Annotated in this window: 17 protein-coding genes; 5 read left to right on the top strand and 12 right to left on the bottom strand. The window is 61.3% G+C overall.

Annotated elements, in window-relative coordinates; genetic code table 11:
• Positions 1-7: 7 nt before the first annotated feature.
• The 5 genes from fghA to NKI58_RS21870 all read right to left on the bottom strand — a co-directional run bounded on the left by fghA (position 8) and on the right by NKI58_RS21870 (position 6,326).
• Positions 8-859, bottom strand: coding sequence for an S-formylglutathione hydrolase (gene fghA, locus NKI58_RS21890; RefSeq protein WP_352593991.1), 852 nt, complete (start codon positions 857-859; stop codon positions 8-10).
• A gap of 457 nt (positions 860-1,316) precedes the next feature.
• Positions 1,317-2,771, bottom strand: a complete 1,455-nt coding sequence (locus tag NKI58_RS21885; RefSeq protein ID WP_352593990.1) for an aldehyde dehydrogenase family protein — start codon at positions 2,769-2,771, stop codon at positions 1,317-1,319.
• Positions 2,768-4,042, bottom strand: a complete 1,275-nt coding sequence (locus NKI58_RS21880) for an NAD(P)/FAD-dependent oxidoreductase (protein ID WP_352593989.1) — start codon at positions 4,040-4,042, stop codon at positions 2,768-2,770. The genes NKI58_RS21885 and NKI58_RS21880 overlap by 4 nt, the downstream gene beginning before the upstream one ends.
• 56 nt (positions 4,043-4,098) lie before the next feature.
• Positions 4,099-5,277 carry an alanine racemase gene (locus NKI58_RS21875; RefSeq protein WP_352622917.1) on the bottom strand — a complete coding sequence of 393 codons (1,179 nt, stop codon included), beginning with the start codon at positions 5,275-5,277 and terminating at the stop codon, positions 4,099-4,101.
• Positions 5,278-5,288: 11 nt separating this feature from the next.
• On the bottom strand, positions 5,289-6,326 hold the full coding sequence (locus NKI58_RS21870; RefSeq protein WP_352593987.1) for a GNAT family N-acetyltransferase: 1,038 nt from the start codon (positions 6,324-6,326) through the stop codon (positions 5,289-5,291).
• 54 nt (positions 6,327-6,380) lie between these two features.
• Between NKI58_RS21870 and NKI58_RS21865 the strand changes: the two genes are divergently transcribed.
• Positions 6,381-7,319 carry an ornithine cyclodeaminase family protein gene (locus NKI58_RS21865; RefSeq protein WP_352593986.1) on the top strand — a complete coding sequence of 313 codons (939 nt, stop codon included), beginning with the start codon at positions 6,381-6,383 and terminating at the stop codon, positions 7,317-7,319.
• Between the two features lie 146 nt (positions 7,320-7,465).
• On the opposite strand, the gene NKI58_RS21860 is transcribed toward NKI58_RS21865, so the two are convergent.
• The 6 genes from NKI58_RS21860 to NKI58_RS21835 all read right to left on the bottom strand — a co-directional run bounded on the left by NKI58_RS21860 (position 7,466) and on the right by NKI58_RS21835 (position 14,752).
• The gene (locus NKI58_RS21860) at positions 7,466-8,797 is read right to left on the bottom strand and encodes an NAD(P)/FAD-dependent oxidoreductase (RefSeq protein WP_502897014.1); all 1,332 of its coding nucleotides are present in this window, start codon (positions 8,795-8,797) and stop codon (positions 7,466-7,468) included.
• A 30-nt stretch (positions 8,798-8,827) separates the two neighbouring features.
• Positions 8,828-9,706, bottom strand: a complete 879-nt coding sequence (locus NKI58_RS21855; RefSeq protein WP_023678809.1) for an ABC transporter permease — start codon at positions 9,704-9,706, stop codon at positions 8,828-8,830.
• Between the two features lie 32 nt (positions 9,707-9,738).
• Complete coding sequence (locus tag NKI58_RS21850; RefSeq protein WP_352786750.1) at positions 9,739-10,689, bottom strand: ABC transporter permease; 951 nt, start codon at positions 10,687-10,689, stop codon at positions 9,739-9,741.
• An 84-nt stretch (positions 10,690-10,773) separates the two neighbouring features.
• Positions 10,774-12,444, bottom strand: a complete 1,671-nt coding sequence (locus NKI58_RS21845; RefSeq protein ID WP_352450650.1) for a peptide ABC transporter substrate-binding protein — start codon at positions 12,442-12,444, stop codon at positions 10,774-10,776.
• 23 nt (positions 12,445-12,467) lie between these two features.
• Positions 12,468-14,132 carry an ABC transporter ATP-binding protein gene (locus tag NKI58_RS21840; protein WP_352593984.1) on the bottom strand — a complete coding sequence of 555 codons (1,665 nt, stop codon included), beginning with the start codon at positions 14,130-14,132 and terminating at the stop codon, positions 12,468-12,470.
• A gap of 416 nt (positions 14,133-14,548) precedes the next feature.
• On the bottom strand, positions 14,549-14,752 hold the full coding sequence (locus tag NKI58_RS21835) for a hypothetical protein (protein WP_352622923.1): 204 nt from the start codon (positions 14,750-14,752) through the stop codon (positions 14,549-14,551).
• 156 nt (positions 14,753-14,908) lie between these two features.
• Between NKI58_RS21835 and NKI58_RS21830 the strand changes: the two genes are divergently transcribed.
• From NKI58_RS21830 to NKI58_RS21820, 3 genes are all read left to right on the top strand, one after another.
• On the top strand, positions 14,909-16,234 hold the full coding sequence (locus tag NKI58_RS21830) for an NAD(P)/FAD-dependent oxidoreductase (protein WP_352786751.1): 1,326 nt from the start codon (positions 14,909-14,911) through the stop codon (positions 16,232-16,234).
• An 84-nt stretch (positions 16,235-16,318) separates the two neighbouring features.
• Positions 16,319-17,392 carry a tartrate dehydrogenase gene (locus NKI58_RS21825; protein WP_352593981.1) on the top strand — a complete coding sequence of 358 codons (1,074 nt, stop codon included), beginning with the start codon at positions 16,319-16,321 and terminating at the stop codon, positions 17,390-17,392.
• Between the two features lie 10 nt (positions 17,393-17,402).
• Positions 17,403-17,879 (top strand): Lrp/AsnC family transcriptional regulator, encoded by a 477-nt coding sequence (locus NKI58_RS21820; RefSeq protein WP_023678802.1) that lies wholly within the window; start codon positions 17,403-17,405, stop codon positions 17,877-17,879.
• A 305-nt stretch (positions 17,880-18,184) separates the two neighbouring features.
• Here NKI58_RS21820 and NKI58_RS21815 read toward each other — a convergent pair whose 3' ends face one another.
• A complete protein-coding gene (locus NKI58_RS21815; RefSeq protein ID WP_352593979.1) occupies positions 18,185-19,561 on the bottom strand; it encodes an aspartate aminotransferase family protein in 1,377 nt (458 codons plus the stop codon).
• A gap of 429 nt (positions 19,562-19,990) precedes the next feature.
• Between NKI58_RS21815 and NKI58_RS21810 the strand changes: the two genes are divergently transcribed.
• Positions 19,991-20,680: a haloacid dehalogenase type II gene (locus NKI58_RS21810; RefSeq protein WP_352593978.1), complete on the top strand. Its 690-nt coding sequence runs from the start codon at positions 19,991-19,993 to the stop codon at positions 20,678-20,680.
• Positions 20,681-20,752: the final 72 nt, after the last annotated feature.

Below are 20,752 nucleotides of genomic sequence, written 5' to 3'. Positions count from 1 at the left end.
CTACGGCCTACCCTCGTGAAAGCCGTTCGGCATGCCACGTCATATGGTCATGCATGAATGTCGAAATGAAAAAATAGGAGTGATCGTATTCGTCCTGCATCCGCAATTTCAATGGAATGCCTGCCTTGGAGCAGGCGTCTTCGAGCAGCCAGGGCCTGAGGCCCTCCTGGAGGAAACCGTCTGACGTTCCCTGATCGACCAGGAATTCCGGGAAACGGTGTCCATCTTCGATGAGCGAAGTGGCATCGTAGCGCCGCCACGAGGCCTTATCCAGGCCGAGATATTTTTCGAAAGCCGGCTTCGACCAGCCGGCTGTGCTTGGCTGCACGATCGGCGCAAAGGCCGAGCAACTTCTGAAACGCGCGGGATTGTTCAGTGCGATCGTCAGCGCGCCATGCCCGCCCATCGAATGGCCGAAGATCGACTGGCGCGCCATATCGGCGGGAAATTCGCGCCCGATCACGGCTGGCAGCTCCTCGACGATATAGGAATACATGCGATAGTTCTTGGCATACGGCTCTTGCGTCGCGTCGAGGTAGAAACCGGCGCCGCTGCCGAACTGCCAATTGTCCTTTTCATCCGGAATGTCGGCACCACGCGGGCTGGTGTCGGGACAGACAACGATCAAGCCGAGTTCGGCGGCAATACGTCTGTATTCGCCTTTTTCCATTACATTCGCATGGGTGCAGCTGAGCCCGGAGAGGTACCACACCACGGGGCAACGGCTTTCCCGTGCCTGCGGAGGCACGAAAATGGCAAACGTCATTTCGCACGAGCAGCTCGTCGAAAGATGAGAGTAAACATGCTGGGCGCCGCCATGCGACTTGGCAGTCGAGACGAGTTTCGGGTGCTCTGGCATATATTCTTCTCCACCAATTACCGCCGACCGTAGGCTCTACGACATCAAGGGTGATCGCGGCAACCTTGGTGGGCCGGCTGGCGCGCGGGGCTCTTGATCGGAGCCGGGATGGCCTGCCTTCGCCGACCGTCTTGGCGCAGCAAGGCGCGAGAGGCCACTCGCTGGCGCAGCGTTGCCCAGCAAGCCATACGGGCCAGGCTGGGCGATTGTTGGCGATGCTGGCTATAACAAGGACGCACTCACTGCGCAGGCATCGGCGATGCTTCCGGGACGCCGAACTCTGCGCAAATGCACTTGCCCTGGCTTTCAGTGGCGACAGCCGCTTCGACGCGGCTATGGCGGACGAGCACGCACGCGTCATCGCGTGGGCTCGCAGCAAGCGCGACAGGGTACCGAGCAAGAACTTGTGAGCCGACGGCTATTCCCGACCGTCGAAAGCCACGGACAGGCCCAGGGCCTAGAAATAGCCGAGTATGGATTTTACCTCGAGATACTCCAACATGCCCTCGATCCCATATTCGCGTCCGTTTCCGGACTGCTTGAAACCGCCAAACGGGGCGTGCGGATCCCAGGCCGGGTAGTTGAGATGCACCTGACCGGAGCGGATCCGCGAGGCCACGTCCCTGACGGCGTCCACATCCTGGCCCTGCACATGGGCCCCCAGACCGTAGACCGTGTCGTTGGCGATGGTGACGGCCTCCTCGATTGTGTCGTAGGGGATGATGCAGAGAACTGGCCCGAAGACCTCTTCCTGGGCAATACGCATGGTCGTGCGCACGTCGGAAAAGATGGTCGGCCTCACATAGAACCCGACGTTCAGATCGTGCGCACGGCCCGGTCCGCCGGTGAGGAGCCTGGCGCCCTCAGAAATGCCGACGCCGATCATGGTTTGGATGCGGTCGAATTGGGCACGGTTTGCGATTGCACCATGAGTTGTGGCTTCGCAAAGCGGATCGCCAATGACGATCTGGGCTGCGGCCCTTTTGGCGATTGCCTCGATCTCGGAGAGCAGCGCGCGTGGCACGATCATGCGCGTCGGGGCGCTGCATGACTGGCCGAGATTGCGGAAGGCGGCGGCTACGCCCAGAGAAACGGCGCGATCGAGATCTGCGTCCGGCAGGATCACGTTCGGCGACTTGCCGCCGAGCTCCTGCGCGACACGCTTGACCGTGGTCGCCGCCGCCTGGGCCACCGCAATGCCCGCGCGGGTGGACCCGGTAATGGAGATCATGTCGACATCCGGATGGGAGGCGAGACCCATACCGACGCCTGGACCATCACCTTGCAGGAGGTTGAAAACCCCGGCAGGGAAGCCGGCTTCCTCGATTGCCTCGGCGAACAGCAGGGCGTCCAAGGGAGAAAGCTCACTCGGCTTCAGCACGATCGTGCAGCCTGCAGCGAGCGCCGGCGAAACCTTGGCGGTGATCTGGTAAAGTGGCCAGTTCCACGGAGTGATCAAGGCGCAGACACCGATCGGTTCGTGGGTGACGGCGGTTTGCCCCCGTTGCTTGACGAAGCGAAAGTCTGTCAGCACATCGCGAGCGACCTTAACATGCGTGATCGCCAGCGGCACCTGGGCGCTGCGCGCATAGCCGATCGCCGCGCCCATTTCGAGGCTCAGGCATTGAGCCAGCAGTTCGCCGCGCGCCTCGAGCAGCGCTTGCAGGCGATCGAGCAGACCCGCGCGGTCTTCTGGCGTGGTCCGACTCCAGGAGGCGAATGCCCGGCGAGCCGCTGCAACGGCCGCGTCAACGTCCTCGCCATTTCCAAGCGGAAACTGGCTCACAACCTCTTCTGTGGCGGGATTGACGACGACGCCCGTCGCGGTGCCGCTCGGCTCAACCCATTGACCGTCGATGAAGAACTTGTCCAGGTGGCCGTTGCGGGCCAGGTGTTCGAGGGGCGTCATCACCCTACAAGGTCCTTCATGCGGTAATAGGCGCCGAGAATCGGCAGGAACCAGGGGCGCCCGAAATAACCGGGGATCGCTGGCCAGTCGAAATCCTTCCAGGGATTGAGCTCGGGGCGCCCGTCCATGACGTCGGCCATGATGGTGCCCATCAACGTCGACATCTGGGTCCCGTGTCCGCTATAGCCCATCGAGTAATAGATGCCATCGCGCTCTCCGGCGCGCGGCAGGCGATCGCGGGTCATATCGACCATGCCGCCCCAGCAGTAGTCGATGCGGGTGCCGGCCAGTTCCGGAAAGACCTCGACCATCGCCGCCTTGAGTATCCGGCCGCTTTTTTCGTCGGATTGAGGGTTGGACACGGCAAAGCGCGCCCTCCCGCCGAACAGAAGGCGATTGTCCGGCGTGAGCCGCCAGTAGACAACGAGATTGCGCGTGTCGACGACCATGCGCCCAGTCGGCATGAGACGCCTAAGGTGGTCGGGCGACAGCGGCTCGGTCACGATCAGAAATGCGCCGACCGGGATCATGCGCCGGCGGATCCAGCCGAGCGGGCCAACCTGGGAAATGCCGCTTGCCAACAGGACCTGCCGCGCGACGATCTTGCCCTTTGGCGTCGTTACCTCATGCCCGCCTGAAACCTTGCGCATCGCAATGACGGGCGAGCGTTCATGGACCTCTGCGCCACGCCGGGCAGCAGCGGTCGCGAGGCCCCGGACGAACCGGCCGACATGCATGCCCGCGCTCTTGGGAAAGAGCAGCCCGCCATGGTAGCGGCTGGTGCCGACTTCGGTTCGCAGGTCCTCGCGCGCGATCATCCTGGTGTCGGGATCGACATTGGCAGCCAGTAGTTCCTGGCTGCGCGCCAGCATGTCGTAGTGCTCGGGCTTGGCGGCAAGCTTGAGCTTGCCGACGCGGGAGAAGCTGCAGTCGATCTTCTCTTCCTGCACCAACCGCTCGACCATATCGACGCCGGCGTCAAAAGCCTTGTAGAGCGCATTTGCGGCCGGCTTGCCGTGCTTGGCAGCCATGATTGCATAGTTCTGGGCAAAGCCGTTGTTGCACATGCCGCCATTGCGGCCGGACGCGGCATTGCCGATCGTTTCGGCATCCAACAGGGCAACCCGGGCGCCCTTTTTGGCAAGGGCCAGCGCGGCGGAGGAGCCGGTCAAGCCGCCGCCCACAATCGCCACGTCGTAGTGGCCTTCGAGCGGTTTGGGCGACCCTTCATTGAACGGCTGAGACGTATCCAGCCAGTAAGAGGTAAACTTCATTTTCTTGACCACCAGTGTTGATTTGAGTGGGGCGACATCCGAGCGTAGTCGCGCGCCTACCAGCCGCGCATCCGCTCCCAACGCGCTTCAATCTTGGGGCTGTCCCCGTTGACAACGCTGTAGAAATCATGCTGGGCGGCCATCGCACACGCATGGTTGGGCACAATCCGGACCCGAGTCCCGAGCGGCAGCTCGGGCATGGACTTTCCAGAGCCGGCACGAATGGCGAGGATACCGTGTTCCTGGCTGGCCTGGGCCACGATCACATCTTCAAGCACCCTCCCCTTTTCGTCGCAGACCACGCCGTAACCCTGGTCGATCTGCTGGTTTGCGGTTCCCCGGTCGCGCGAAAGCGCCATCCATCCAGCGTCAACCAGCACCCATCCCTTTTCCGGCTTGGACCCGATCACCGTGGCCAATACGGAAATCGCGATATCGTCGAGTTCGCACACCCCAACGCCGTGCTGGACCAGGTCGAAGAACATGTAGACCCCGGCGCGCAGCTCCGTGACCCCCTCAAGATTGCTGGCGAAATGCGCTGTCGGCGTCGAGCCGACGCTGACGATCGGGCAGGCATGGCCATGGGCGCGCAGGATTTCAGCGGCGCGCACCGTGGCTGAACGCTCGTTCTCGCCTGCCTTGACCAGCGCATCGGGCGTGTTCAAGCCATAGGATTCGCCTGCATGGGCGAGAACGCCGACGAGTTTGGCACTGGCCGCGACGACACTGCCGGCCACGTCGAGCAACTTCGGGTCGTCCGGCCTCAAGCCACCGCGATGGTCATCGCAGTCCAGTTCAATGAAAACAGATGGGGTCATACCGGTGGCTTCGCGGACGCTGGCCAGGGCATCGGCCTGCCCGACCGAATCGAGCAACAGCTTCACATCAGCGCCGGTGCGGCGACAAAGCTCCATGGCCCGCTTGGCCGAGGCCGGCGAGATGCCGACCGCGTAGGTGATGTCTCGAAAGCCATGGCCCGCGAAATACTCCGCCTCGGCGATGGTCGAGACCGTGATCGGACCGCGTTCGCGATGGAACGCGTATCGGGCGACATCGATGCTCTTGGCCGTCTTCATATGCGGGCGCAGCACCACGCCAAGCTTCCTGGCGCGCTCAGCCAGACCCTTGATGTTGTGCTCGAGCCGGCCACGGTCGAGAAGCAGCGTCGGGGTGACCAAGGCGTCGATCGTCCTAGCCGTCTCGCTCACCGCCAGGCTTGCCGCCATCTTATTCATAGACTCGTTTCCTAAGTGAACGACTGGTTTGCCAACGCATACATATGGGCTGGCCCCTCGGCGACGGGTCGTTGTCCTTTGACCATGGCGGTCGCAGTGCCGGACCGCTGCAGGCCAAGGCTCGCAAGCCAGTCGCCCAATCCATCCTCGGCATAGACGTCGATGCGAACGAATTGATTGTGAAGCTTCGAAAGCTGGGCCAGGATCAGAAGCCGCGCGTCGTGGTCGCTCTCGGCTGCACAAGGGCCGACGACATAGCCGCGGCCAAACCTCCTCGCGACAGCGTAGCCTGCAATCCGTCCCCTGCGCTCAATGACCAATGCGTTGCCCACATCGGCGAGCGCAGCCACCATCGGCAGCCGGGGCATGCCCGTGGCCCGTTCGTCGAAGGCCTGAATTGCCGCGAGGTCAGAGGCTGTCGCTTGACGGATGTCGTCGCGGGTACTCCGCGTCACGGCGACAGCCAGCGAGCCCTGGTGCTGAAGCACCGTGCCCCAGGCAGTGAAGCCGCGTCGCTTGTAGAGCGCCAGCCCCTCTTCGGTTGAGTTGAGCAGCAGGTTGCGACCGTGTGTCGCCTCAAGCAATCCATCAAAGAGCCGGGCGCCGTTGCCACCGCCTTGCGCGGAGCCAGTAACTATGATCATCCCGACCGAGGCATAGGACTGTCCGTAATTCCAGGACATGGCCGTGCCAATCACCTGTCCTGCCCGCTCAAGCATCAGGCCATTGCCGACCATCAGGGCAAATTCCCAATCCTCCTGACGGTAGGGCCAGGCCATCTCCTGCGACAGCTTCAGTGCGCCCGGCAAATGGCGGGTTTCCAATTTCATCAGCTCGATCGGGGCGCTGACGATATTTCTGTCATGCTCAAAGGCCATAAGGTGCAACGCTGTCAGTTGATCCAGAGTCGGATTGAAGTCGGATCTTAGAGTCGCGCCCGGCGGACAGATTTCGCTGCTGTTTTGCCCCTTCAAATCAGCGGTATTATTCGTTTTATGCAGTTCCTCGGCATGCCAAGTCGTGCAAATCGGGCGAGGAATACCTGGCACCTTGAATCGCCGCTTCGTGGTTGCCCGATCGGCGATGCCCAGGAGGAATTTTGGATGATCTACATCAGCGAAGAGGAGTCAGCTGCCCTCGTCACGCATGAACTTGCTTTCGAGGCGGCGCGCGAGGCTCTCGTGGCGGCAGCATCGCGGCAGAGCTGGGTCTTTCCGGCTGTTCTCGGGCGCACACAGGAGGTGACCAATACCTTCTCAATCAAATCCGGTTCGTCGGGCGACCTGACCGGCGTGAAAATTGGCTCCTTCTGGTCGGGCAACCCGGCACGTGGCCTTCCCCGCCACAACTCGACCATCGTGCTGCTCGATCAGCATACAGGTCGGCTCGGCGCCGTAGTCGAGGCCGGGAAGGTCAACGCCTACAGGACGGCCGCCGCCGACGCGGTTGCGGCCGATCTTCTTGCGCGCAAGCAAGCCAAGGTTCTGGCGATCTTCGGGGCCGGCAACCAGGCGAGCTTCGAAGTGATGGCGCTGGCACGCATCCGCCCAATCGAAACCGTGCTGGTCGTGGCCCGGCCTTCGCCGCGGCGCGACGCTTTTGTCGATCAGATCGGCGAAAGGGGACTGAAGGCGCGCGCTGCCTTGCCGGAAGAAGCCGTGCGCACGGCCGACATCGTGGTGACGGCGACACCCGCACGCGAACCGCTGTTCAATGCCGCTTGGGTGGGACCCGGAACCCATATCGTCAGCATCGGGTCGGATGCTCCGGGTAAACGCGAATTGCCGAGCGAATTATTTCCCAAGGCACGTCTGTTTTGTGATCTGCTTTGCCAGTCCGTCCAGATCGGCGAGTTCCAATACGTGCGCGACGAAATCGACGCCGGCGTGCTTGCGGTAACACCAATCGGCGACGTTATTGAAAGGCGTGCGCTCGGACGCCGCTTCGACAATGAGGTCACGGTCTTCGACAGTTCCGGCATCTCCCTGCAGGACCTCTACATGGCCGACGCGCTGATCCGCGCAAAGGCGTCCCACCGCTGATCAGTTTCGCACCAGGCCCCAGTCCCGACGGATTTTTCGGCACTCTCCGGCAACAAGGTGACCCCGCGCGATCCTGCAGTCGTGTCAGCGGCGGGCGCGCCAAAGGGTTGCCCGCATGAACCACGGATCGCCCCCGATGTCGGCGACTAGCGTCTGGCGCGCCAGAAGGCGAGACGGTCCTGCAACCGATAGCCCTGGATAATCGCCGGCATGAACCACGGATTGCCACGATAGAGCGGGACGGCCGAAGGCGGTCGAAAGTCGAACGCAGTGCGCGACTGCTCGCCATGCCCCATCAACTTGTGGGCCGCACGCATGCCAATCCATGGCGCCCAGACCACGCCCGAACCGCAGAAGCCAGTTGCATAGACCACGCCGTCCTTCTCGAAGATGCGGGGCAGCATGTCTCGGTTCATCGCCACATTGCCGAACCAGCAATGCGAAAGGCGCACGTTCTCCAACTCCGGGAAAAGGTTCACCAGGCCCTTGCGAAGGAGAAGTTTCGGCGCCGCCGGATCGCCGACGCGGGAACTGTCACGGCCCCCCAGCAGGATACGTTTTCCGTCGGGCGAGGGACGATAATAGAAACCGAGTTGCCGGTTCTCGGTGATCGTCATCAGCTTCGGCATCAGCCGCGCCATGATATCGGGCGCAAGTTCTTCGGTGACGATGATCCGGCTGCGAACCGGAACCAGGCGGCGGCGCAGGAAGGGAGCGGCGCCGTCGGTATAGCCGTTGGTACAGACCAGAACCTGCCGTGCATCCACCGTCCCTGCCGAAGTCGCGACGCGGAACCCCGAACCGTTCCTCTCGATCGACTTGACCACTGTATGCGAATGGACCGTCAACCCGGATGCGAGCGCCACCCGCAGGAGCTCAGCATGGAATTTTGCGGGGTGCAGCCCGCCAATGTCCATCCGAACAGTCCCGCCGCGGTAGAAGTCGGTGCCGATATAATTTCGCTGCTCGGCATGCGGAACCGCGTAGGACTCGATCCGCAGTTTCTTCGCCAGCGTCTCGGCGCCGCGCGCCATCTTCTCATACTGTTCATATCCGAAAGCGCCTTTGAACTGGCCAACCAGTCGGAAGTCGCAGTCGAGCCCTTCGGTCTTGATGAAGTCGTAGAGGAACTCGCGTGCGACCTTGCCCTCGGCCTCGATCGCCATGGCCTTCTCTTCCCCGAAGCGCCGGGTGATCGTGGCATAGTCCGGCCGGATGGTCCCGCTCGTAATCCCGCCGTTGCGGGTGGAAGCACCCTCGCCCGGATTCATCGCATCAAAGGCTGCGACCGAGCGCCCTTCGCGCGCCAGCGCAAGCCCGGCCGAAAGCCCGGCATAACCGGCGCCGACAATTGCCACGTCAAGGTTCTTTGCGACCGGCTGTCGCGGCCGCGGCATGACGGGCGCTGCTTCCCACCAGTAGGGTGTGTTCTTGTCGGCGATATGAGGCTCTTGCACGTGGCTGACTTCTCGCTGCATTGCAGGGGTAATCTACGGTCGGTGAAACTTTCAGATGTGGTCGTCTCGGACGTCGAGCGCATCACGCAGCCCGTCACCGATGAAATTGAAACTGGTTACCGCGATGGTGATTGCAGCTCCGGGAATGATTGCCAGCCAAGGTGCGCTGCCCAGATATTGCTGGGCGCCATTGAGCATGTTGCCCCAGCTGGGCAGTGGCGGCTGGATCCCGTAGCCGAGGAAACTGATGTAGGCTTCCATGAGAATGGCGCGCGCGACCGTCAAGGTGGAAGCGACGATAATCGGCCCCATGGCGTTGGGCAGTATCTCGCGGAACATGATGTGGGTGCCGCTCAATCCCAGCATTCGCCCGGCTAGGACGAACTCGCGTTCGCGTAACGAGCGGACTTCCGCTTCGACTATGCGGGCAACCTCCATCCAACTGGTGAGGGCGATAATGACGGTGATCATCACAGGACTGGGCTTCAGTGCGGCAGCCAGCGCCAGCAGCAGAAAGATCGATGGGAATGACAGGAATCCATCGACCGTGCGCATCAGCGTGGCCCCGACCCAGCCGCCGCGATAGCCGGCAATTACGCCGACCAGGGTGCCGATGAGTGTCGACAAAACCATGGCAAAGAAACCCACCAGCAGCGAGATTCGTCCCGCCATCAAAAGCCTTGCCGCCACGTCGCGGCCAAGCGGATCGGTACCTAGAAAGTGGTAGCCCGTCAGCGGAGGGGCAAAGCGGGCCCGCAGATCGATATACAGTGAGTCATAAGGCAGGAGATGGGGGCCGAGGACGCAAGCGAGGCTCAGGAAGATGATCATCGCCAGCCCGAGCAGCGCCAAGCGATGACGCATGAAACGACGTGCCGCGCGGTTGTTTCTCCATCGGCTTGGAGCTGCATTTGCGGTGAAAGCGGTCATATCGGCTGTCTCCTGTCGGGGAAGTTGCGCGCTCAAGCCAGACGAATGCGCGGATCGACAACAGCGACGACAATGTCGGCGATCAGGTTTCCAAGCAGAACGAGGATGGCGGAGAACATCAGCAGCCCCATCACAACCGGATAGTCGCTGTAACCAAGGCTATCGAGGAACAACCGTCCCATTCCTGGCCAGGTAAAGACGGTTTCGGTCACGAGCGCGCCAGTGAGGACACTGGGAAGCTGCATCCCGGCCAAGGTAATCATCGGCAAAAGTGCGTTGCCGACGACATGCTTCATCAGAATCCGGCGTTCACTCAACCCCTTGGCCCGAGCGGTCTTGACGAAGTCCTGGCTAATGGCATCGAGAGTGGCCGTCCGCATGTAGCGGCTCCAGATCGCGACATGGACCAGCGACAGCACGATACTTGGCAGGATCAGATGGTGGAGGTAGCCCAGGATCGAGGCGTCGCCGATCTCGGACATATTACCCGCAGGCAGCCAACCCAACTTCAGGGAAAAGACGTAGATGCCGACGAGTCCGAACCAGAAGGTGGGGACCGACAACGCAACCATGGCCCCGACAGTTGCAAGATAATCGAACAGCGAGTAGCGGCGCGTGGCGCCTCGGATTCCAATCCAGGCGCCAATGGAGATCGCAATTGCGGTTGAGGACCCCATCAGCAGCAGCGTGGCAAAGAGATGGCTGCCGATCACCTCCAATACCGGCGCTCCGTCGCGGAAAGAGTGACCCCAGTCGCCCCGCACCAGCCGCCATGCCCAGTCCAGATATTGGATCCATATGGGTCGATCGAGGCCCAGCAGCCCCTTGAGACGCTCGATATCCTGCTGGGTCATTCCGGGATCGAGCCCGAATTGCGCCAGCGGGCCGCCGGGAAGGAGGTTCAGAATGCCGAAGCCGATGATCGAAACGATCACAAGCAGCACCAGGCTCTGCGAGAGGCGATTGAGCAGGAAGCCGCGCATTCGAGTCCCTCCATTGTGGGTTGATGATTTTAGTCTGTTGCCGCCGCCGCGGCGGAATCGGCGGGGCGGCGGCAACTGCGTGGATTAGGCCTTCCACTGCCAGGCTGCGGCATCCCACGACGCGGTGCGGGTGTTGGCGTTGGGCTCGAAGCCGTCCAACCCCTTCTTGCGCCCGAGGACGATTGTGTACGCGAACAGCGGCAGGAAGGGCAGATCATGGCGCACCACTTCCTGCACGCGATTATAGATCCCGCGTCGTTCTTCCGGATCGAAGCTGCGAGCGCCCTTTTCGAGCAGGGCATCGACCTCAGGGTTGGAATATTGCCCGGTGTTCGAACCGTGTCCGCCTTGAGCGGCGATTGCCTTCGTATGGAGCCGGTTTGTGGCGTCGGGGTCCGCGGCAATCAGATAGGTGACGCCCACCATGGCGGTGTCGAATTGCGACTTCAGCCAGAACTCGCCCCACATAACTGCAGCCGGCAAATTCGAGATCGTCATCTCGACGCCGATCTCGGCAAACGTCTGCTGCAGGAACTGCTGCGTCTGCTCGCGGAGGTTGTTGCCGGAAGTTGTCGAGTTGGAGAAGGACAGTCGCACCCCATCCTTGGCGCGGATTCCATCCGGCCCCGGCGCCCAGCCGGCCTCATCAAGGATTTGGCGCGCCCGGTCCAGATTGAACTCCTGAACCGGCAGGTTCGGGTCGTAGTAGTAGGACTCCTTCGGCATGAAGGTCTCGGTGAGAGTGCCCACGCCGTAATAGATCGTGTCGACGATCGCTTTCCTATCCAAGGCGGCGTAGAGCGCCTGGCGCACTGCCAACTCCTTGAACTGCGGGCGGCCCAAATTGAGGTAGATCGACTCCAGGGATGACCCGGTCTCAAGTGTCACCACGCGGTCTGCTAGTTCGCGGGCTTCAGTATAATGGTCGGCGGTGATGTACGACTGATCGACCAGGTCCACGTCGCCGCTCTTGAATTGCGTGTAGAGCACCGTCATGTCGGGGATGTATTTGAAGATGAGCTGCTCGACATAGGGGCCTTCGCCCGCGTACTCAGGATTGGCGACGAGCTCGATGTGATCACCTGCGACGCGCTGGCTCCATTTGAATGCGCCGGTGCCGACCGGCGCCTGGTTGAAGGCGGCTGTATTCGGATCGGCCTCTTTCTCCAGAATGTGCTTGGGCACGATGAACGTTTCGGCCAAGAACGAAAGATAGGGCGCAAAAGCCTCCTTCATCCGCCATGTGATCTCGGTGGGCGAAACCACTGTGATGTCCTGCACGAGCGAATGGCCGCTCGTGCGCCAAGCGCGAAACTTCGGGTTCGTGATGAGTTCAAGGGTGAATTTCACGTCCTCGGCCGTGAAGGGCTCACCATCGTGCCAGCGGGCATTGTCACGCAACCGGATGCGCCAGTTGAGACCGTCCTCCGAAATGCCGCCGTTCTTTTGGCTTGGCACCTCGGCTGCGAGGTTTGGATGTAGACCACCTTGGGGATCCATGCGGACCAGCGCGTCGAAAACCGAGAAATGGACCGCGTCATCGACTTCGATATGCGCCATCAGCGGATTGAACACGGTCGGCTCTTGGGAGAGGCCGACGATGACGCGACCGGCCGGGCCTGCAGGAGGGGTCTTGGCGAAGGCGGGCTTGCCCAACAGATTGGGCGCGATGAGGCCTGCAGCCCCACCTATCGCCATCAGTCGCAGCGCTTCGCGCCTCGAGTAGTTGGACGTAGTCGATGAATTTTTGGTCATGGTAGTTCCTCTCTTGTTATTTCTTATGCGTTTGCTGCTACTGGACGGGCATTGCCCGGCCGCTCTCCTGGAATTGCCGCTACCAGTTGGCGCGTGTAGGCTGCTTGCGGGTTCAGGAATATTTGCGAGGGCGGTCCGCGCTCGACGATCCGGCCCTTCTGCATCACCGCGATTTCGTCGCAGATCTGGCTGGCGACGCGCAGGTCGTGCGTGATGAAGACCATCGACACGCCCGTCTCGCGCTGGATCTGGTCCAGAAGCTGCAGGATCTGCGCCTGGATCGACACGTCGAGTGCGGAGACCGCCTCGTCGGCAATCAACAGCTTCGGCTTGAACATCAGCGCACGAGCGATGCCGATGCGCTGGCGTTGCCCACCCGAGAACTCGTGCGGGTAGCGGCCAAAAGCGCCGGCATCGAGACCGACATGGGCCAGAAGCGCACGCGCTTCATCGCGCGCTTGGACATAAGGCATCCCGTGCGCCATCGGGCCCACCGTCATGATGTGACCGACCGTCGAGCGTGGGTTCAGAGAAGCGAAGGGATCCTGGAAGATCATCTGGATCCGCGGTCGAAGCGGGCGGAACTTCGCTTCGGAAAGCTTGGCTATGTCACAGCCCTCGAACAAGATCCCGCCGCCGTCATTGTCCAGCAGCTTGATCAGCAGCCGGCCCAGCGACGATTTCCCCGAACCGCTCTCGCCTACGACCCCAAGCGTGCGGCCGGGCGCCAGTTCGAACGAAACCTCGTTGACCGCTGTCACAACTCGTTGCGCGCCGAACAGCGCGCTGCCGCCGCGATAGGTCTTCACCAGACCCTCAACCTTCAGGATCGGCTCCTTGCTGGCAGCTTCCGGACGAGGGCGATCTTCGCCGGTCAAATGCGGTACGGCTGCAATCAGGCGCTGGGTATAAGGGTGCTTGGGCGACTTCAGCACCTGTTCGGCGCTGCCCTGTTCGACGACATTGCCCTTTTCCATCACCACGACGCTGTCGGCGATCTCGGCCACCACGCCGAAATCGTGGGTGATGAACATAACGCTCATGCCCTTGCGCTGCTGAATGTCACGGATCAGTTGCAGGATCTGAGCCTGGGTGGTGACGTCGAGCGCGGTGGTTGGCTCATCCGCAATCAGCACCGTCGGCTCGAGCGCCAGGGCCATGGCGATCATGACGCGCTGCCGCTGCCCGCCCGAAAGCCGGAAAGGGTACTGGTGATACATGAGTTCGGGATCTGGCAGGCCTACTTCAGTGAGCAGCTCGATAGCGCGGTTTCGACAGGTTTGTGGCGTGCCGAAGCCATGCGCGGCCATGACCTCGTCAATCTGCGCGCCCACCGTCATCAGGGGATTGAGCGCCGAGAGCGGGTCCTGAAAGATCATCGACACGACCCGTCCACGCAGGTTGCGCAGCTTGTCGGGCGACATGCCGATGATGTTCAACCCCTCCAGCTGGATTATTCCCGATGAGAGGCGGATCACCTTGGGCAGTAGCCCCATGATCGCGTTCGCCGTGACCGACTTACCCGATCCGGACTCGCCTATGATGCAGAGTATCTGGCCGCGTTTCAGATCGAAGGAAATGTCCTTGACAGCATGGGTCCGTTCCATGCCTTGCGGCAAATTCACCGTGAGGTCGCGCACCGAAAGCGCCACATCGTGGGGGGCTACAGCCTGGATGCTTGCGACCATCGAGATCACCTCCCCTTTCAACCGAGCGCGTCCACCCTGTTGCGGACCGCTTCATCGCCCTTTGAGCAGAAGCGCCTCACCGTAGCGGCCGCAGTCTGGCCTTCTCGGCGCTTCGCGCGCTGAGTCTGCGAGAGACGGGTTCTGCTCATCCTGGCGGTTCCCTTATGAAATCCGGTCCGTGTACCGGACTCTGTTCCCTTTTTTCTTGGAGAACTCTCCGAAGGGGCAAGCCCTGCCTGTCGGATGTCCTCTGGAGCCTGCCTACCATAAGGAAGGGTTGCTCCGTTCTTCCCGCCAGTTTGACTGTTCTGTTTCCGCAGAGTCTTCGAAACTTGGCCCTCGCGCGGCAGGAACTTCTGAAAAGAACATCCAGTTCGGCATTTCACTCTGTTCCCGTTTCGGCGCGGAAACCGGGATCAGGCAACCATATCCTTCATCCGGCAATACGCGCCCAAGAGGGATAGGACCAAGGCTTTCCGGTGTACATCGGCACATGTGCAGGTCATGCCGCCGAGCGGATTGGTGACCGTGCGGCCCATCACAATGTCGGCCAAGGCGCTGCCGATCAAGGTCGACAACTGCGCCGTGTGCCGCCCATACCGCAGATGACGCGACTGCATGAAGTGTACTCCTGCTTGGCTCGCAGCGAGCTTTTCGCACAATAATTGCCTGTCCTGGAGGCTGCTAAACGCAGGAAATTCCGTCCAGGCACAAACTCCGCAGCCTGCATTTGCGGGCGGCAGGTTAGGATGCTTCAAATTACCGGAGTCCCATCCATGCCCGCGCCGCTCATGCACATCGACTGCAGCCCTTCCCTCCCTCGCGAGGCGGAAGTCGTCGTCATCGGCGGCGGCGTGGTGGGCGTGTTCAGCGCATATTATCTGGCGCGCCGCGGCCTCAAGGTCGCCCTGGTCGAGAAGGGGCGTATCGCCGCCGAGCAGTCCAGCCGAAACTGGGGCTGGTGCCGCCAGCAGAACCGCGATGCGCGCGAGTTGCCAATGGCAACCAAGAGCCTCGATCTCTGGGAGAAGGTGGCACAGGAGACTGGTGAGGATACTGGATTTCGCCGCTGCGGGCTCCTCTATCTCTCACAAGACGAAAATGAGCTGGCAGGCTGGGCGAAGTGGCGCGATTTTGCGAGAACGGTCGGGATCACCACGCACATGCTGAGCGCGGAAGAAGCCACCGAACGGGGCAAAGCGACGGGCCGCAAATGGAAAGGTGGCGTGTTCTCGCCAACTGACGGAACGGCGGATCCTTCCAAGGCAGTGCCGGTTGCGGCGCGCGGCATCATGGCGGCGGGCGGCACCGTACATCAGCATTGCGCGGCGCGCGGGCTGGAATTGAGCGCCGGCCGGGTGAGCGCTGTGGTGACCGAAGCGGGCACCATCCATACAAAGACTGTTGTCATGGCCGGGGGCGCGTGGGCTTCTTCCTTCTGCAACCAGCTCGGTGTTCGTTTCCCGCAAGCTGCCGTGCGTTCGTCCATTCTGGCCGTGGCACCCGGCGCAAACAGCCTGACGGATGCCCTGCATACCACGCGCGTCTCTCTGACGCGGCGCAGCAACGGTGGATACGCGCTGGCGATCAGCGGGCGGGCGCGTGTCGATCCAACGCCGCAGCAGTTCAGGTTCAGCCGCGAGTTTGTACCTATGTTTGCCCGCCGCTGGCGCAATATCGCCCCGGGCGCCTTAGAGGGCTGGCGTCAAGGCCATGAAAGCCTGCGCAAATGGGCCCTCGACGAGATCACGCCAATGGAACGGAACCGCATTCTCGACCCGAAGCCCGACATGGGACAGATTCGGCTGACATATCGAAGAGCCTGCGAATTGATCCCCGAACTCCAACGCGTCGCGATCTCCGATGTGTGGGCGGGTTATATCGACAGTACACCCGATGGCATTCCCGCAGTCGGCGAAGTGGAGGGGATTCCGGGCTTCATCCTGGCGGCGGGATTCAGCGGTCACGGCTTCGGGATCGGCCCAGGCGCGGGGCATATGATCACCGACATCATTACAGGCAGCGAGCCTATCGTCGATCCGCGTCCTTATAGGCCCGAGCGCCTGAAGACTGCTGCGTGGGGCAAGGTCGCTGAATTCTGAGAAGACCGTCTTGCCAACATACAATCGATCGCACACGAGATTGAGGTCACCAGGCGGCCAGCACCAAAAAACAGGGAAGTGACGATGCGCGAATATGAGATTGCCGCCATTCCGGCCGACGGGATCGGCCCAGAGGTGATTGCCGCAGGTCTCCAGGCGCTTGAGGCGCTGCAGCAGCGCTGCGGCGACTTCAAGCTGCGCCTCCAGCACTTCGACTGGGGCTCAGACTATTACAAGGTCCATGGTCGGATGATGCCCGAAGATGGGGTGGCGCAACTGAAGCGCTTCGACGCCATCTTCTTTGGCGCGGTGGGCGCCCCCGATCTGCCTGACGACATCACGCTCTGGGGCCTCCGGCTGCCGATCTGCCAAGGCTTTGATCAGTACGCCAACGTGCGGCCGACCAGGATATTGCCCGGGATTGTTTCGCCGCTGGCGGGCGTTGGCCCTGGCGATCTGGATTGGGTGATCGTACGGGAGAATTCCGAGGGCGAGTATTCGGGCCACGGCGGCCGCGCCCATCGCGGACTCCCCGAGGAAGTCGGAACCGAGGTCGCGATCTTCACGCGCGTCGGCGTCACCCGCATTATGCGATATGCATTCCGGCTGGCGCAGTCACGGCCGCGAAAGCTCCTGACAGTTGTTACGAAATCCAACGCGCAGCGCCACGGCATGGTAATGTGGGACGAAATCGCAGCCGAGGTGGCGCAGGAATTCCCGGACGTCGCGTGGGACAAGATGCTAGTCGATGCTATGACAGTGCGTATGACGTTGAAACCTCGGAGCCTCGATACGATCGTCGCCACCAATCTTCACGCCGACATATTGTCGGACCTTGCAGGCGCGCTCGCGGGCAGTCTCGGCGTTGCACCGACCGCCAACATTGATCCCGAGCGGCGCTATCCCTCGATGTTCGAGCCAATTCACGGCTCGGCATTCGACATCGCCGGCAAAGGTATTGCCAACCCGGTCGCCACCTTCTGGACCGCTGCCCAGATGCTCGAACATCTGGGCGAGAGCGCAGCGGCGGTGCGGTTGATGAGCGCTGTGGAAGCGGTGACGAGTGAAGGCGTGCTGACGCCGGACGTAGGAGGGACAGCGACCACGCAGGAGGTGACGGACGCCGTCTGTCGGGCGATCCGCGGTTCGAACCTGTGACAGGTTTCCAATGAAGCTCGACAGGATCGACATCAAGATCTTATCCCAACTGCAAAAGAACGGGCGGGTCACGAATGTCGAGCTTGCCGACCTGGTCAACCTTTCGCCGAGCCCTTGCCTGATGCGGGTGAAGAAGCTTCAGGCGGAAGGCTTCATCACCGGCTATTCCGCCCAGATCGATGTGTCCAAGCTCGGACAGACTCTAACGATCTTCACCGAAGTCACGCTCAAGCACCATCAACAGAACGACTTCGCGAGATTTCTCACCGCTATTCAGAAAGTCGATTCTGTCATCGAATGCCATCTGGTTTCAGGCGGCTACGACTATCTTGTGAAGTTTGTCACAGCGGGCATCAGCGAGTACCAGACAATCATGGAGCGGATGATCGAATTGGATATCGGAATCGACAAATATTTCAGCTTCGTCGTGCTGAAGTCACCGATCGTGAAATCCCATTTGCCTCTCGACATCATTTTCGACAAATGAAGCTGCTCCGCAGTCTTGGACCTGGAGAGCCGCGCGCCAGCATTCCCTCTTGCTGTTTTCGCTGCGCTTGTGCAACGGCATGCGATTCCACATACCGGCAAATGCTTGGCACTTGGCAGACGGCGGCATCACCTGAGGATTTGTTTCGGGGCCGCTAAAGCGCGTCGCGTTCGACCGGCCTCATGCGACGCGCTTTAGGTTCTTGTTTTGATGCATGTCGTTATCGCAAAACCGCTGCACACTTTTGCGCGACATGCATTAGGCGTCTACCGCATTGACCGAGGTCGCTTCGGCGATGCCAATGATCATCCCTGCATCGCTGACCGCACGTCCTTGTCTTCGAGCGTTTGATCCAGCGTCATTCGGGTACGTTCGAGGATTCCATCAATATCGTCCTCGGTGCAGCAGAGCGGCGGCGCAAAGCCGAGGATGCCGCTGTTGAAGGCGCGGATGACAAGGCCGTTCGCCCACGCGCGCTCGAAGATGCGGCGCCCCGGATCGGCCGCCGCCGGCAGCGGCGTTTTGCGCTCCTTGTCGGTGACCAACTCGATTGCTGCCAGCATACCGCGACCGCGGATGTCGCCAACCAGCGGGTGGTCGGCGAGCGAGCGAAGGCCTTGCATCAGGCGCTTCCCGGCCTTGCGCCCATTCTCGAGCAAGCCATCTTCATAGAGACGCAGGCATTCGAGCCCAACTGCCGCGCTCACGGGATGGGCCGAATAAGTATAGCCATGGCCGACGGCCGCTTTGCCGGCTCCGTCCGCGATCGTATTGTACACGTGGTCCGACATGAAGACGGCGCCCATCGGCACGTAGCCCGAGGTCAGTCCCTTCGCTGTGGTTATGAAATCCGGCACGACGTCGTCTTCCTCACACGCGAAGAGCGGGCCGGTACGGCCAAAGGCAGTGATAACTTCGTCCGCAACGAACAGAATGTCGTGTTCCTTGCACACGGCGTGCAGAGCCTTCAGCCAACCTGCCGGCGGAACGAGGACACCGCCCGAACCCTGGACGGGTTCGGCGTAGAAAGCTGCAACGCGGCCCGCGCCGAGTTCCGCGATTTTGGCCCGCAGGGCCGCGACCGATGCATCGATGATCGACTGCGGGTCAGAACCGACCGGATTGCGATAGGCGTAGTGCGAGGGAATCTTGTGCTGCCAGTCGTATGGCACACCGAAACCAGCATGGAAAGCCGCGATCGCTGTCAGACCTGACCCTGCCGTCGAGGATCCATGGTAGCCATACTCAACCGAGATGAACTGGTCTTTTTGCGGCGTACCCTTGGCATGGTAGTAATAGCGAATAAAGCGGATCGTACTGTCGACTGCATCGGAGCCGCCAAGCGTGAAATAGACATGGTTCAAATCGCCGGGCGCCAGTTCGGCAAGCCTGGCGGCAAGGCGAATGGCAGGCTCGGATCCCAGCCCGAAATATCCCGTCGCATAGGGAAGCTCTCTTAGCTGCTTTGCGGCTGCTTCAACGACGCTTTCCTGGCCGTATCCGATGTTGACACACCATAGACCGGCGAATCCGTCCAGCAGGGTTTTCCCGCTTGCATCGGTCACGGTTGCGCCTTTGGCGGATTTGAGCACCCGCACGCCCGTGTCCTCGTGGCCCCGATAGCATGAAAACGGGTGAACCAGATGTGCGCGATCGAGTTCGATCAGTGAGTTTGCCAGCATTTCTTCCTCCGATTCAGCGCAGTGCCTGACTTACGAGAGCATTAAATCCGGTGTGGTGTGGTTTCGTCCTTCAGCTCGTTTTCCAGCGTGATCTGCTGCGCGGTCATGGTTCATTCCGGGCCTGAATTCTCTAGGCCCAAGATAGGCTGCTGCGGACAGCAGTTCTTCCCGACCAGAACCTGAGCGATAGGCGTTTTGACTTTGCTTTGCCGCCGGCGCCGCATTTTATGCCGACGCACGGCTGAAGGATCGCGCTCCCGCCGAAGCCCGAAACGAACTCAGGCGCAACTCTCTGCCAAAGCTCTCACCCAATACAAAACAATCTGCTTCAGGGCGCATCGAATGCGGCGACTAGCCTTCTCCGGTCCTCATTATGATCCTTGCTGTAAAAGGCACGCAGTGCCGACAGGATCGGAAGGATCGACGCCCATGACCCAGTTCAGACCGAAATACATCACCTTCGACTGCTATGGCACGCTGACCAACTTCGACATGGCCGGCGCGGCGAGACGCATATACGGCGCGCAGCTCTCCCCAGCTGGGATGGCGCAGTTCATCAAGGATTTCTCGGCCTGTCGCCTCGATGAGGTCCTTGGCGCCTGGAAGCCCTATGTCGAGGTCGTGCACAGTGCCGTGGAACGGACCTGCAAGCGCAACGGCGTCGCATTCCGGCCCGAGGATGCCCAGCGCATCTATGCGGAAGTGCCGACATGGGGTCCGCACCCGGATGTCCCGGTGGGCCTGGCCAAGGTGGCCAAGGAGATTCCGCTGGTGATCCTGTCGAACTCCATGAAGAGCCTGATCATGTCGAACGTGGAGAAACTCGGCGCGCCCTTTCACATGGTCATCACGGCCGAAGAGACGGGCGCCTACAAGCCGCAGATGAAGGGCTTCGAATATATGTTCGACAAACTAGGCTGCGGCCCGGAGGACATTACGCACGTGTCGTCCTCATTTCGCTACGATCTCATGACCGCCTATGATCTCGGTATCAAGAGCAAGGTCTGGGTGAACCGCGGCCACGAGCCTGCGAACCCCTTCTACGAATATACCGAAATCAAGGATATCGGCGGTCTGGCCGGCGCCGTCGGACTGGAGCCCGTTCGGGAATTCGCCTGAACGTCTGTTTGCTGGCGCAGTCACACCAGACTGAGGCGCTCCCAAAACGTTAATGCTCACTGGTCGCAATAG

The organism is Mesorhizobium sp. M0522, from assembly GCF_040321085.1.
Classification (GTDB): Bacteria; Pseudomonadota; Alphaproteobacteria; order Rhizobiales; family Rhizobiaceae; genus Mesorhizobium.
The sequence above is the reverse complement of the archived record's forward strand: the minus strand, read 5'-3'. Positions and strand labels throughout refer to the sequence as shown.

Bases quoted from the DNA above. Each gene is read 5' to 3' on its own strand.
- fghA (WP_352593991.1), bottom strand. From the start codon at position 859: ATGCCAGAGCACCCGAAACTCGTCTCGACTGCCAAGTCGCATGGCGGC.
- NKI58_RS21880 (WP_352593989.1), bottom strand. From the start codon at position 4,042: ATGAAGTTTACCTCTTACTGGCTGGATACGTCTCAGCCGTTCAATGAA.
- NKI58_RS21875 (WP_352622917.1), bottom strand. From the start codon at position 5,277: ATGAATAAGATGGCGGCAAGCCTGGCGGTGAGCGAGACGGCTAGGACG.
- NKI58_RS21865 (WP_352593986.1), top strand. From the start codon at position 6,381: ATGATCTACATCAGCGAAGAGGAGTCAGCTGCCCTCGTCACGCATGAA.
- NKI58_RS21860 (WP_502897014.1), bottom strand. From the start codon at position 8,797: ATGCAGCGAGAAGTCAGCCACGTGCAAGAGCCTCATATCGCCGACAAG.
- NKI58_RS21855 (WP_023678809.1), bottom strand. From the start codon at position 9,706: ATGACCGCTTTCACCGCAAATGCAGCTCCAAGCCGATGGAGAAACAAC.
- NKI58_RS21850 (WP_352786750.1), bottom strand. From the start codon at position 10,689: ATGCGCGGCTTCCTGCTCAATCGCCTCTCGCAGAGCCTGGTGCTGCTT.
- NKI58_RS21845 (WP_352450650.1), bottom strand. From the start codon at position 12,444: ATGACCAAAAATTCATCGACTACGTCCAACTACTCGAGGCGCGAAGCG.
- NKI58_RS21840 (WP_352593984.1), bottom strand. From the start codon at position 14,132: ATGGTCGCAAGCATCCAGGCTGTAGCCCCCCACGATGTGGCGCTTTCG.
- NKI58_RS21835 (WP_352622923.1), bottom strand. From the start codon at position 14,752: ATGCAGTCGCGTCATCTGCGGTATGGGCGGCACACGGCGCAGTTGTCG.
- NKI58_RS21830 (WP_352786751.1), top strand. From the start codon at position 14,909: ATGCCCGCGCCGCTCATGCACATCGACTGCAGCCCTTCCCTCCCTCGC.
- NKI58_RS21825 (WP_352593981.1), top strand. From the start codon at position 16,319: ATGCGCGAATATGAGATTGCCGCCATTCCGGCCGACGGGATCGGCCCA.
- NKI58_RS21820 (WP_023678802.1), top strand. From the start codon at position 17,403: ATGAAGCTCGACAGGATCGACATCAAGATCTTATCCCAACTGCAAAAG.
- NKI58_RS21815 (WP_352593979.1), bottom strand. From the start codon at position 19,561: ATGCTGGCAAACTCACTGATCGAACTCGATCGCGCACATCTGGTTCAC.
- NKI58_RS21810 (WP_352593978.1), top strand. From the start codon at position 19,991: ATGACCCAGTTCAGACCGAAATACATCACCTTCGACTGCTATGGCACG.